We start from the raw sequence: 12,436 nt of genomic DNA on the forward strand, positions 1-12,436 counted from the left end.
CGGTCATCGGACGGTATGCTGGGCTCCAAGCGAAAGGGAAGGGTATTCGCCATGGCTTAACCGGTCGCTGCGGCGAACACAAATAAGAACCGTTGATGATTCGATTAAGGGATACTCAACCCGAAAGGGCGGTCTCGCTGTCGATGATCTCGACGCCCGCCTCGCGCATCTCGCGGAGCGCGTCTCTGACGCCTTCGTCATCGATCCCGCGGCACCCGTCCTCGATCAGGCGAACCTTGACGCCTGGCAGCATGGCAACGGCATCGAGCGCCGAGAACCGGACACAGTAGTCCGTCGCCAGGCCAAGAATATCGAGCGTTCCAATCGACTTGTGCCGCAGATAGGCATCGAGCCCGGTCACGGCAGCGCGGTCATTGTCGCGGAAGGCCGAATAGGAATCGACGTTCGGATTCTCACCCTTGCGCTGGACGTAGTCGATTGCGGCGACGTTCAGGTCGGGGTGGAAATCGGCGTCGGGCGTATTCTGGACACAGTGATCGGGCCACATCACCTGCGGCTTGCCCGAAAGCTCGCCCATCTCGAAGGGCTGCTTGCCGGGATGGGAGGAGGCGAACGATCCGTGGCCGGGCGGATGCCAGTCCTGCGAGGCGACGATCAGACCGTAGCCGCCATTTTCGATCAGCCGGTTGGCGACCGGCACCACGGCATCGCCATCGGCGACGGCAAGATTGCCGCCCGGGCAGAAGCCGTTCTGAATATCGACCAGCAGCAGCGCTTTCATCACTCACCTCATCCCTAGCGCGTCCAGTGGACGCCGGTTTTGCGTCGGGGCGCGCGGACAGACCAAAGCGCGTCCAGGAAAAGTGGACGCCGGTTTTCCGTCTGGACGCGCGGACAAAAAAGAACTCTTCCGCCAGCCTGCCACGGAATGGCGGTCAATGGAAAGATGGCAGATAGTGCTTGATCGGCTGCGGCCGGCTGAACAGGTAGCCCTGCAGGCTTTCGCAACCATGTCTGCGCAGCCATTCTTCCTGTTCGGGCGTTTCCACGCCTTCCGCCACGATCACGAGGCCGAGGTGGTGCGCCGTGGTGATGATCAGCTCGACCAGCGATGTGTCGTTGCTGTCATGCGGTACGCCGGAGATGAAGGACTGGTCGATCTTCAACTCGTCGAGCGGCAGTTGCTTGAGGTAGAGCAGGGCGGAGTAGCCGGTTCCGAAATCGTCGATCGAGAGGCGGATCTTCAGGTCGCGAATCGCCATCAACTGGGACAGGGTGAGCTCGAAATTGGCGATCATCAGGCTTTCGGTCATCTCCAGCGTGAGATGGTTCGGCGCGAAATCATAGCGCTCCAGCAGGGCGCGTAATTGTTCGACGAAATCCTCCTGGAGGAACTGCTGCACCGAGACGTTGACCGACAGATGCAGGTCTGGATATTCGCTGAGCAGCTTGCAGGCCTCCTCCAGAACCCAGGCGCCGATGGGCACGATAAGGCCGGTGCTCTCGGCGACGTCGATGAAATCCCCCGGGCTGATGACGCCGCGCTCGGGATGGTCGAGCCGCAACAGCGCCTCGAAGTGACGGCCCGAGGCCTTGCGATTGATGATCGGCTGCAGATAGATGCTGAAACCGTTGGTCTGCAGCGCCCGTTCCAGCGCGGTTTCCAGGTCGAAACGTGATACCAGCTGGTCGACCATGTCGTCATGGAACCAGCTTATGCTGCCGCGTCCCTTCGCCTTGGCATTGTGCATGGCAAGGTCGGCGCGGCGCAACTCGTCATTGGCGCTTTCGGCGTCCGGCCCCACAAGCACGGCGCCGACGCAGGTGCTGGGCGTGATGTGGTGGCTGTTGACGAAGGCCTTCTGGGAAAGCTTCTCGTGCAGCCTGTCGATCCGTTCCTGCGCGACCTGCAGCGCCGTCGTCCGGTCATCGCCCAGTTCCGTCAGCAGCACCAGAAATTCGTCGCTCGAAAGCCGCGCGGCAAAGCTGCCGGCCTCGATCGTGTTGCTCAACCGCCGCCCGGTCGCCCTGAGCAGCGCATCGCCGATATTGTGCCCGAAGATCGAGTTGACCGCGGCGAAATTGTCGAGATCGAAGATCGCAAGCGCCATATGCTGCTTGGACTGTCTGTGGGTTGCGAGAAGATCCAGCAAGACCTCCTGCGCCCTGGCGCGATTGGCAAGCTTGGTCAGCGGGTCATAGAAGGCGAGCGCCTCGATCCGCTCCTCATTGCGCCGCCGGTCCGTGATGTCGCGCCAGATGCTGACGGTGCCGAAGGGCTTGCCGCTGGGATCGATCACGGGAGCGCGGAACATTTCAAGCGTGTATTTCTTGCCCGTCGGGCTTGTGACCTCGCCTTGGACGATATGGTTTTCGCGCTCGTGGATCGCGCCGAAGACCTGTTGCCGCAACAGGCTGTCCTCGCTCTCTCCGAACAATTCCCGGTCGCTCTTGCCGACGATCATTTCCACCGGCATGCCGAGGAATTCGGCAGCCGCCTGATTGCAGGCCACGATCTGGCGGTCGGGACGCCTGAAATAGATCTGATCCGGTATCGCATCCATCATCACGCGCAATAGCAGGTGCTGGCGGCCAAGCTCCCGCACCAGCCTGCGACGCCGGAATATGATGAACACCAGCAGCAGAACCGTCGCCCCGAGAATGCACAGTACGGCGATGAAGGCGAGGTTCAGCCGGTTGAAGTCGATGACGGCATAGGTCCGGCCGGCGTCCCGGCTTTCAAGCACCACCGACATCAGCAGCGTTTCGCCTTGTTCGGTAATCGGCCAACTGAACATGCTGATTTCGCGCAGTTCGCCATCCTTCAGGCGTTGGCTGAACTCGAAAAAGTTTTTCTGTAGCTGCACGGCCTGGCCGAGGTCGGCGGCAACCTTCGACTGCTGCATCTGGTTCAGGTCGGAAACGGAAAGCGTCTGGAACTCTTCCCGCGACCAGCCGTAAAGCGCCTGCGCCGCCCGGTTGGAGGCGAGAAACGCGCCGGTGGCAGGGTCGACCACGAACATCGCCATCGGGCTCTCATCGATGGCGGGCGGGAACGCGAAAGGGCGGGGGCTGGCATGGAGAGGGGAGGCAAATAACACAATAGCGAGCAATGCCAGCTGAGCGAAGCCGCGAACGCACGTCCGTTGTCTGCATGCGGAATATATGACAGCCTCCTTCGCAACGAACCGACATATTAAAATTGCTTTGGTGAGAACAACCTGAACGGAACAGCAGTATGAGGCGAAACTAATTTAAAATTGATAAATGGCGAGGCGGCCCAGCATTCACCGGAATGCGGTTCATGGCATCCACGGTCGCGCGTTTTCGGCCGCAAGACTGAAGCCCGAACGTCCGTGGGAGTGGACCGAATGTCCATTTTTAAAGGGTATGCGCTGCCGTGAAAACGGCCCGGACTAGTCGAACAGGCTCGAGACCGATGATTCGTGGCTGGTGCGGTTGATCGCCTCGCCGATCAGGGCGGCGGTCGAAATCACGCGGACCTTGGAAGACGCCACCATGTCGCCGCGCGGCTGGATCGAATCGGTGATCACCAGTTCCTCGAGGCTCGAGGCGGTGATCCGGTCGACGGCGGTGCCGGACAGCACGCCATGGGTGATATAGGCTGTGACCGACAGTGCGCCGTTGGCAAGCAGCGCGCTTGCGGCATTGACCAGCGTGCCGCCCGAATCGATGATGTCGTCGATCAGGATGCACTCCTTGCCCTCGACCTCGCCGATGATGTTCATCACCTCCGATTCGCCGGGGCGCTCGCGACGCTTGTCGACGATGGCGAGCAGACAGTCGAGCCGCTTGGCAAGCGCGCGGGCGCGCACCACACCGCCGACATCGGGCGAGACGACCATGACATTGTCGAGGTTGCGCCGCGCCTTGATATCGCGCGCAAGGATGGGCAGCGCATAGAGATTGTCGGTCGGAATATCGAAGAAGCCCTGGATCTGGCCGGCGTGAAGATCGAGCGTCAGCACCCTGTTGGCCCCGGCCTGGGTGATCAGATTGGCGACCAGCTTGGCCGAGATCGGGGTGCGCGGGCCGGGTTTGCGGTCCTGGCGGGCATAGCCGAAATAGGGAAGGACCGCGGTGATGCGGCGCGCCGAAGACCGGCGGAACGCATCGATCATGATCAGCAGTTCCATCAGGTGGTCATTGGTCGGAAACGAGGTCGACTGGACGACGAAAACGTCCTCGCCGCGCACATTTTCCTGAATTTCCACGAAGATTTCCTGATCGGCGAAGCGTCTGACGCTGGCCTTGCCCAGGGGCACATTGAGATAATTGCAAATCGCTTCGGCAAGTTGTCGGTTGGAATTGCCCGCGAAAACTTTCATATCATCTCGCCCGTTCAGTCTGACTGTCGCTTTTTAACGCGGATCAACGCGAAAGCAAGTCCGCAGTCAACCTGTCTCTGGGCTTTTCCGAATTTTTTATGACACGCCGCGCGCCGGGCGGTGGCTCAACCCTGCGTGTCGAGCCATGCCAGAAGCGAGCCGATCGACTTCTGGCCGATCGCCGCCATCATGTCGGCGCTGACGCCGGCCCACGGATCGGAGCCGGAAAAGCCGCCGGTCTCGGCCGCCTGCCGGTCCTGGATGCGGTGCAGGCGCACGCCATTTTCGCCGATTACGTCCCAGACATAGATCACCGAGACCACGCCCTCCTGGTCGACGGCGGAGAAATAGCCCTTGAGGCTGAGATCGGCCTTGTCGTCATCCATGGCGACGATCGAAAGGCCGGCCGCCCGCGCGCTTTCTCCGAGGCGGGCGGAAAGCGGCTGCAGCTTGTCGGACGGCGCGCCGATGATCGGCAGGAAGCGGAGCGTTTCGGCGGCGGCGATCGAAGCGCGCGGCGCGGCTGCTGTCTGCGCGGGTGCGCTTGCCGCTAGAGGCTGAGCAGCCGGCGCGGGCTGGGTAGGCACAGTCGTCTGCGACGCGGTTGCGGGGGCCGCCGCAGTCTGTTGCGGCGGCGGGGTATAGGTGGGCTGGGCCGGGGCGAGGTTTGCCGCCTGTGCGCCGAATGTGCTGGGCGGGCGCCCCACGCCCGGTGTCGCGTCATAGCGCGGCGCGCTGGAAGCGGTGGCCGGATAGCTCGGTTGCGATGCGGTCGCGTAGGTCGGCTGTGGCGAGCTCGAGGGCGGCGTGAGGCTCTGGCGGGCAACGTTTTCCGCCGGCGCGGCGGCCACGGGCGGCGCATTATACTGGGCGGCGGGGGCGTTGCCGACGGTTTCCGGCGGCGTCGCGTCCACCGTCAGCACGTCGGCCGTCGAGCAGGCCGCAAGCAGGCCGGTGATGAGTAGAAGGCTCGCCGCACGCGCCATATGCCTTGCCCTTCCCGGAAAACGCCGGAGGCGTCCGGAAAACCGGTCCGGACGCCAGAGAAATCAGAAGATCGCGCATTTCCGGGTCGCGGAGGAAGCGGAAATACGGTCACGATTGTCCGAAGCGAAGGGGGCAATGTCAAACGCGGGCGGCGATCATCCTTTATTTTGTGTAAAGGTCGAGGCCGAGGCGCGACAGCGGCCGGGGATCCTCCTCGCCGGTCAGATAGGTGCGCCCCAGCGTCATCGCCGTGCCGCTGTCGGAATCCATGATGATGATGTGCACGAACAGCGACATCGACGGCAGGATCGGGTGCGGGTTGCCGGTGTGGAACATCTGGTGCTCCATCCAGGAGGGTGCGAACCGCGCGCCGAGCGAATAGCCGCAGGCATTCAGGCGGTGACGCGACAGTCCGCGCGCATCCATGATCTCGGCATGCTTGTCGAAAATCTCGCCGAAGGTGTGGCCGGGCCTGAGAATCTCCTCGATCGCTGAAAGCGTTGCCGTGGCGGCGCGAAACAGCGACTGGTGGCGCTCGGTCGGTTCGCCGATCACGACGGTGCGCATGGCGGCGACATGGTAATGCGACCAGACGCCGGCCCATTCGAGCGTCAGTTGGTCGTTTGCGTCGAGCTTGCGGCGACCGGATTTGGCGCGGCACAGAAGCGCGCTTTCGCCGGAGCCGACGATAAAATTGTTGGCGGGATAATCGCCGCCGCCCGACAGCACCGCGCCCTGCATGGCGGCAAGGATTTCGGCCTCGTCGGCGCCGGGTCTGATCAGCGGCAGGGCGGCGTCGAAGGCGTCGTCGCAGAGCGTCGCGGCCTTTTCGATGCAGGCGATCTCTGCAGGAGATTTGATGAGCCGGAGGTTGCTGACGAGGTAGGAGGCATCCTGAAGCTGGCCGAAGGAACTGAGCTGGCCATCCAGAAAATGGGCCGAACGGCCGGTCATGCCGTGGGTGTCGTATTCGACGCCGATCCGGCAGCCGAGCAGGTCCATGTCGGAAAGCATCTCCTTCAGGTCGCGGCTCGGGTCGGTCTGGCCGCGATCGACCCAGATGCGGATATCGGAAATATTGGAGGTCTGGCGGGCCTGGCGCACATCGGCCGAGCGCGTCAGAAGCGCTGTGCGCCCGTCGGCGGTCACCACAAGGCACTGGAAAAATACGAAGCCGAACGTGTCGTATCCGGTCAGCCAGTACATGCTTTCCTGCGCGAACAGCAGCACGGCGTCGAGTTTCTTCTCGGCCATCGCGGCTTTCAGCCGCGACAATCGCTCGGCATATTCTTCAGGTTCAAAAGCAAGCGCCATGTCGGTCTCCCCTAGCGTGCGGGCACGCATTGATATGTAAGATGCTCAAACAATGGAAATGGCCGAGATCTGGCGGCCATAATCCTTTTCACCCCGATGGGTGCCGCGACGATAGGAATAAAAACCTTCCTCGTCCTGATAGGTGCAGTGACGCATGATGTCGTGCTCGATACCCGCGCGGTCAAGTCTGAGGCCGATAAAGGAGGGCAGGTCGAAAAAGGCATGGCCATCTGCGGGCGATGGTCGGAACAGGGCGCGATGGCCCGGGTCGGCGCTCGCGAAACGCTCGACGAATTCCGGCCCAACCTCGTAGTTCTCCGGCCCGATCGTGGGGCCGAGCGCTGCGATGATCGAGTGCCGGCGCGCGCCGAGCGAAACCATTTTCTCGATCGTCGCCTCGATGATGCCGCTGAAGGCGCCGCGCCAGCCGGCATGGGCGGCGGCGATGATCTCGTTTTCCGGATCGGCAAACAGCAGTGGCCCGCAATCGGCGGTCAGTACGCCGAGCACGAGGCCGGGGGTGCTGCTTGCCATCCCGTCGGCATGCGGACGCTCGCCTTCTGGCAGTTCGTTCAGGCCAACCGCATCGGCGGAATGGCACTGGTAAAGCGTCATCAGCCGGTCGGCCTCCGCGCCGAACCATCCGGCGACCCGGGCGCGGTTTTCGGCAACATCCTCCGGACGGTCATCGGAGCCGATGCCGCAATTGAGGCTGTCGTAGAGCCCGGTGGAGACGCCGCCCCGACGGGTGAAGAAGCCGTGGCGGATATCCGTGCCGGCCAGCCTCTCCTCGAAGAGCGGGCTTTGAAGCGGCGAGAGCGCATCGCGAATGGCGGTGTCCAGCATGGAGCGTTTCCGGTGTTTCGTTTGGTAAATGTTGGGGCGGGGAAAGCCGGTTTGTCAATCCGCGCCATCGAAGGGGAGGAGTTTGACCGGCTCGGACGAGATCGCCAAGACCTTGAACAGATCGCCCATGTCATCGGGGCCATCGCCTGCAAGCCGCTGTGCGGCGGCGACGATATCGCCTTGGGTTCTCGCGTCCTTGCCGCGGCCGAGCGCGGAAGCGCGGGGGCCGAGCCCGAGGGCCGCCAGAAAATCGCCCTGCGTCATCAGCTGATGGATATGCGCGCCCTCGGCGCGGGCGGCTGCGGCAAGGGCTGCGAAATCCACATGGCTTGTCAGATCCGCCTCGCCGGGATGGGTGAGCGGCGGATCGAAACGATGATCGCGCAGCGCCTGAAGCGTATCGCCGAAGCCGCTTTCGAGGTGGCCGTAATCGATGATGATCGCGCTGCCGCCTTGGTGTTTGAGACGGGCCGCGATCTCCGCCATCAACGCTTCGCGGGCGGGCGCATATTCGAAGATCGCGCCTTCCTTCGCTCCTTGCCAACCCTCTGGAAGACTTGCCGGTTCAAGTCGGGCCGGAGAGAGTGAGAAGGCCAGCGCGCCATCCTCGTCGAGCGTCACGACCCGTTCGAAGAAATGCCCCCCGGATTTGACGAATTGCCGGGTCGGCAGTGCGTCGAACAGTTCGTTGGCGACGAACAGGGTGAAACCTTCGGGCGCATCGGCCAACTGGTCCACCCAGGAAAGCCTGCCGGCATGGGGTGCAAGCGTTTCCTTCTGCCGGGCGCGCAACGCCGGGCTGGTTTCCATCAGCGTCACCGAAACGCCGCTATACATGGCCGGTGCGAGGGCGGCGACGGTCTTCAGGATATCGGCCATCATCGTGCCGCGTCCCGGTCCGCCCTCAATCAGTCTCGTGTCTGCCGGGCTGCCATGGGCCTGCCATGCGGAAATCAGGAAAATCCCGACGAGTTCGCCGAAAAGCTGGGAGATTTCCGGCGCGGTGGTGAAATCGCCCTTCGCGCCAAGCGGGTCGCGGGTGCGGTAATAGCCGTGCTCGGGATCGGCGAGGCAGAGCGAGAAATAGGTCGAAACCGGCATCGGCCCGTCGGCTTCGATCATCGCCCGGATTTTCGGCAGCAGCGGCGTCGTCACGGGGCCGCAATCCGTTTCGCCATGCGGCCGGAATACCATATGCCCCAAAGCCCGACCGCCAGCATCGGCAGCGACAGCACCATGCCCATGGTCAGCCAGCCGCCGAAAAGGTAGCCGAGCTGCGGGTCGGGCTCGCGGAAAAACTCCACGAAGATGCGCGACAGCGCGTAAAGGCAGATGAAGACGCTGCCGGTCAGCCCCGGCCGCTTCAGCGCGCCGAATGCCTGGGTGATGACGAACAGCACGATGAGGGTGACGAGCCCCTCAAGCCCGGCTTCATAGAGCTGGCTCGGATGGCGCGGCATGTCGCCGGCGCCCGGAAACACCATCGCCCACGGCACATCGGAGGGTCGGCCCCACAATTCGGCATTGACGAAATTGGCGATGCGCCCGAAAAACAGTCCGACCGGCGCAACCGTCGCCACCAGATCGATGAGCGACCAGGCATGGATGCCGTGCCGCTTCGAAAAGATGATCATGACCACGATCATGCCGATCAGCCCGCCATGAAACGACATACCGCCATCCCAGACCTTGAAGATGGCGAGCGGGTTGGCGAGGTATGCGCCGGGCGCGTACAACAGCACATAGCCCAACCGCCCGCCGACGACGATGCCGATCACCGACCAGGTGATGAAATCGTCGAGCCGCGCAACCGCCATCGGCGGCTGGTTCGCCGGCCACAGCCGCTCCTTCTTCAGCAGCCAGCGGGCATAGAGCCAGCCGAGCAATATGCCGGCGACATAGGCAAGTCCGTACCAGTGGATCTGCAGCGGGCCGAGCTGGAGCGCGACCGGGTCTATGGCGGGGAAGGGGATGGCGGCAAGCCTGATGTTGTCTGGCAGCAAGGCGCGGTTTCCTTTATGATCGGGCGGGAAGATGGCGGCATAATGCGGCCCGGTCAAGACAGCCCGATCGCACTGTGAGACGCCGGCGCGGCGCAGATAATCGGGAAGCGGCCTTGCGGCCTTCCCAAACCGGCATTACTTCAAGGCAAAGAGCAGCCGGCAGAGTGCCCGGCCCGACCAAGGAGACAGCGACATGAGTTCCGGCACCACCCGCATTCTCGACGATCTGGCAAAGCTGATGACCGATGCGGCAGGCTCGGTGCAGAGCGCCGGCAAGGACCTCGAAACCGGGGTCAAGGCCCAGGTCGAGCGCTGGCTGAACAGCATGGACGTGGTCAAGCGCGAGGAGTTCGACGCCGTGCGCGACATGGCGATCAAGGCCCGCGACGAAAACGACGCGCTGCGCGCCCGCATCGACGCGCTCGAGGCGAAGTTCAACGAAAAGGCGGGCAAGTAGACTGCGCCTAAGTTTTTGAAGAGACTATCTTTTTTACGGACGTTATCCTCGGGCTTGACCCGAGGATCTAACCACCTTTCCGCACGAGCAGCGCTGGCGTTCCGGAAGAGGCTGTGTTCGAGTTCACTTTTTCGCCCGAGACGCTTCTCGCGTTGATAGGTGCTTAGATCCTCGGCACAGGGCCGAAGATGACGGCGGAGAATAGGGCAGGCTTCGTCATCAAGCGGACGTCGGGCAGATAAGCCGCCTCCCACCCTCCGAAAATCTGAATTTTGAAAGCGGGTCGGCGCAGGCGGCCCGCTTTTTTCGTTTCCGCGCACCAAAACAGTCACCCCAAACAGGCTCAAACCCGGATTTCACCAAAAAAAATCAGGCCTGTGGACATGGTGAAAAAATGCAGGTCGCAGAGTCGGTTAGGTGGCGGCCCTGAATCATTTTCAGAGCCTCGAAAGGACTCGGATCGCGAAAGGCCGGGGCAGGGGGCTGGTGTTGATGAAATCGCATTATACACTGATTTTAATAGATGATTCGAAATTGAGGCAGGAGGCCCCGCTGTCGATCCGCACTGACGGAGGACCGGCGGCCCCGCGCTGAGAAGGTGGTTTATGAGCCTGGGTTTGCTGGAAATCGAACGATTGAACAATCCGGTCGACATGATCGAATTCGTGGCCGCCACGAATGAATGGACGTTCGAGCGTTCCGGCGAGGATGAGATCGCCATGACGGTCGGCGGCCGCTGGGCGGATTACCATGTCTCGTTTTCCTGGATGAGTCATTACGAAGCGCTGCATCTGGCCTGCGCCTTCGACCTGCGCGTGCCCGAGCATCGCGTCAACGAGGTCGTCAAGCTCTTGTCGCGGGTGAATTCTCAGGTGTTGATGGGTCATTTCGATTTCTGGGCGCATGAGAATGTGGTGGTCTACCGCCAGTCGCTGCTTCTGGCCGGCGGCGCCGAGCCCACAAACCAGCAGGTCGAGGGCACGCTTTCCAGCGGGCTCGATGCCTGCGAGAATTACTTCCAGGCCTTCCAGTTCGTCGTCTGGTCCGGTATGTCGGCCGATGACGCCATGAAGGCGGTGCTGTTCGAGACGGTCGGAGAGGCCTGATATGACGGAACTGGCAGACATCGACGGCGTGGTGCTGGTCGGCGCCGGCAATATGGGCGGCGCAATGCTTTCGGGCTGGGTTGCCGGCGGGCTGAAGCGTGAGGCGATCACCGTCATCGATCCGAACCCCTCCAACAATATCAAGAGCCTGCTTGACAGAAGCGGCATCCGCCACGCGGTCGCGGCTTCCGATGCGATCAAGGCGAAGATCCTCGTGCTCGCGGTCAAGCCGCAGGTGATGTATGCCGTGCTCGATACGGTCAAGCCGATGATCGATCACGATACGCTGGTGATCTCGGTCGCCGCCGGCAAGACGCTCGGCTATTTCGAGGAACGTCTCGGCGCGCTGCCGATCGTGCGCACCATTCCCAATACGCCTGCGATGATCGGTCGCGGCATGATCGGCGCATTCGGCAACGCCAAGGTCGATGCTGCGGATCGCGCGGTAGCCGATACGCTGCTTTCGGCAGTGGGCAAGGTCGAGTGGGTGGAGAAGGAAGCCGATATCGACGCCGTCACCGCGGTGTCCGGCAGCGGCCCGGCCTATGCCTTCTATCTGGTCGAATGCATGGCCGAAGCCGGGCGCAAGCTGGGGCTCGATCCCGATCTCGCCATGCGGCTTGCCCGCGGCACGGTGACCGGCGCGGGCGCGCTGCTTGATGCGTCCGAAGACGACGCGGGCACACTGCGCAAGAACGTCACCTCGCCGGGCGGCACCACGGCGGCAGCGCTCGAGCAGCTCATGGCCGAAGACGGTTTGCAGCCGGTTTTCGACCGCGCGCTCGAAGCCGCTCGCAAGCGCTCGCAGGAACTTGCCGGCTGAGCGGGGGGCGCGGAATTGAGCGACGAGATTGCTTTCGATGATTTCCTGAAGGTCGATATCCGTATCGGCACGATTGTCGAGGCCGAGGACTTTCCCGAGGCGCGCAAGCGCGCCTACAAGCTGAAGATCGATTTCGGGCCGGAGATCGGCGTGAAGAAATCCTCGGCCCAGATCACCGTGCATTATACGCTGGAAACACTGGTCGGCCGTCAGGTCATGGCCGTCGTCAACTTCCCGCCGCGCCAGATCGGCCCGGTGCGATCGGAAGTGCTGACGCTGGGCTTTGCCGACGAGGCCGGCGCGGTCGTACTGGCGACCGTCGACAAACCCGTCCCGAACGGCTCCCGGCTGCACTGAACGCTGCCGGAGAAGGTAACAGCCCGGTTTGTTGACAAGCCTCTCTGTTTTACGGGCGTCATCCTCGGGCTTGACCCGAGGATCCAAGCACCTCACCCTGCGACAGGCGTCTGTGGCGTCATGAAGTCATTGAAATGTCACATCAAAAGTCCGCCAACGCTTCTCGCGTCTGATGTGATTAGAGCATCAGGCGCGATGAATGAATCGTATGGGATTCCGTTTTGGTGTGATTT

General features: G+C 62.6%; 12 protein-coding genes. 4 read left to right on the forward strand and 8 right to left on the reverse strand.

Features of this window, described 5'->3' with window-relative positions; all coding sequences use genetic code 11:
• Positions 1-115: 115 nt before the first annotated feature.
• The 8 genes from pncA to lgt form a co-directional block, all read right to left on the reverse strand.
• The gene (pncA, locus tag V6766_RS23785; RefSeq protein ID WP_448470737.1) at positions 116-742 is read right to left on the reverse strand and encodes a bifunctional nicotinamidase/pyrazinamidase; all 627 of its coding nucleotides are present in this window, start codon (positions 740-742) and stop codon (positions 116-118) included.
• Positions 743-896: 154 nt separating this feature from the next.
• The gene (locus V6766_RS23790) at positions 897-3,062 is read right to left on the reverse strand and encodes an EAL domain-containing protein (RefSeq protein WP_448470738.1); all 2,166 of its coding nucleotides are present in this window, start codon (positions 3,060-3,062) and stop codon (positions 897-899) included.
• A gap of 315 nt (positions 3,063-3,377) precedes the next feature.
• A complete protein-coding gene (locus V6766_RS23795; RefSeq protein WP_018066727.1) occupies positions 3,378-4,310 on the reverse strand; it encodes a ribose-phosphate pyrophosphokinase in 933 nt (310 codons plus the stop codon).
• 125 nt (positions 4,311-4,435) lie between these two features.
• Positions 4,436-5,296, reverse strand: coding sequence for a hypothetical protein (locus V6766_RS23800; protein ID WP_448470739.1), 861 nt, complete (start codon positions 5,294-5,296; stop codon positions 4,436-4,438).
• Positions 5,297-5,459: 163 nt separating this feature from the next.
• The gene (locus V6766_RS23805; RefSeq protein ID WP_448470740.1) at positions 5,460-6,611 is read right to left on the reverse strand and encodes a M24 family metallopeptidase; all 1,152 of its coding nucleotides are present in this window, start codon (positions 6,609-6,611) and stop codon (positions 5,460-5,462) included.
• Between the two features lie 45 nt (positions 6,612-6,656).
• Entirely contained in the window at positions 6,657-7,457 is an 801-nt protein-coding gene (pgeF, locus tag V6766_RS23810) for a peptidoglycan editing factor PgeF (RefSeq protein WP_448470741.1), read from the reverse strand.
• Positions 7,458-7,511: 54 nt separating this feature from the next.
• Complete coding sequence (locus V6766_RS23815) at positions 7,512-8,612, reverse strand: class I SAM-dependent methyltransferase (protein ID WP_448470742.1); 1,101 nt, start codon at positions 8,610-8,612, stop codon at positions 7,512-7,514.
• Positions 8,609-9,460 carry a prolipoprotein diacylglyceryl transferase gene (gene lgt, locus V6766_RS23820; RefSeq protein ID WP_448470743.1) on the reverse strand — a complete coding sequence of 284 codons (852 nt, stop codon included), beginning with the start codon at positions 9,458-9,460 and terminating at the stop codon, positions 8,609-8,611. The genes V6766_RS23815 and lgt overlap by 4 nt, the downstream gene beginning before the upstream one ends.
• A gap of 193 nt (positions 9,461-9,653) precedes the next feature.
• Here lgt and V6766_RS23825 point away from each other — a divergent pair, with 193 nt between their 5' ends.
• From V6766_RS23825 to V6766_RS23840, 4 genes are all read left to right on the forward strand, one after another.
• Positions 9,654-9,917 (forward strand): accessory factor UbiK family protein, encoded by a 264-nt coding sequence (locus V6766_RS23825; RefSeq protein WP_448470744.1) that lies wholly within the window; start codon positions 9,654-9,656, stop codon positions 9,915-9,917.
• A gap of 605 nt (positions 9,918-10,522) precedes the next feature.
• Positions 10,523-11,023, forward strand: coding sequence for a type III secretion system chaperone family protein (locus tag V6766_RS23830; protein WP_230722647.1), 501 nt, complete (start codon positions 10,523-10,525; stop codon positions 11,021-11,023).
• A gap of 1 nt (position 11,024) precedes the next feature.
• The gene (proC, locus tag V6766_RS23835; protein WP_448470745.1) at positions 11,025-11,846 is read left to right on the forward strand and encodes a pyrroline-5-carboxylate reductase; all 822 of its coding nucleotides are present in this window, start codon (positions 11,025-11,027) and stop codon (positions 11,844-11,846) included.
• A gap of 15 nt (positions 11,847-11,861) precedes the next feature.
• Positions 11,862-12,203, forward strand: coding sequence for a tRNA-binding protein (locus tag V6766_RS23840; RefSeq protein ID WP_448470746.1), 342 nt, complete (start codon positions 11,862-11,864; stop codon positions 12,201-12,203).
• The last annotated feature ends 233 nt before the right edge of the window (positions 12,204-12,436 follow it).

The organism is Martelella sp. AMO21009 (genome assembly GCF_053484295.1).

What these genes read in the sequence shown, in the direction of transcription:
- V6766_RS23825 (WP_448470744.1), top strand. Translation starts at nt 9,654, where the DNA reads ATGAGTTCCGGCACCACCCGCATTCTCGACGATCTGGCAAAGCTGATG.
- pgeF (WP_448470741.1), bottom strand. Translation starts at nt 7,457, where the DNA reads ATGCTGGACACCGCCATTCGCGATGCGCTCTCGCCGCTTCAAAGCCCG.
- pncA (WP_448470737.1), bottom strand. Translation starts at nt 742, where the DNA reads ATGAAAGCGCTGCTGCTGGTCGATATTCAGAACGGCTTCTGCCCGGGC.
- V6766_RS23830 (WP_230722647.1), top strand. Translation starts at nt 10,523, where the DNA reads ATGAGCCTGGGTTTGCTGGAAATCGAACGATTGAACAATCCGGTCGAC.
- V6766_RS23800 (WP_448470739.1), bottom strand. Translation starts at nt 5,296, where the DNA reads ATGGCGCGTGCGGCGAGCCTTCTACTCATCACCGGCCTGCTTGCGGCC.
- proC (WP_448470745.1), top strand. Translation starts at nt 11,025, where the DNA reads ATGACGGAACTGGCAGACATCGACGGCGTGGTGCTGGTCGGCGCCGGC.
- V6766_RS23805 (WP_448470740.1), bottom strand. Translation starts at nt 6,611, where the DNA reads ATGGCGCTTGCTTTTGAACCTGAAGAATATGCCGAGCGATTGTCGCGG.
- V6766_RS23795 (WP_018066727.1), bottom strand. Translation starts at nt 4,310, where the DNA reads ATGAAAGTTTTCGCGGGCAATTCCAACCGACAACTTGCCGAAGCGATT.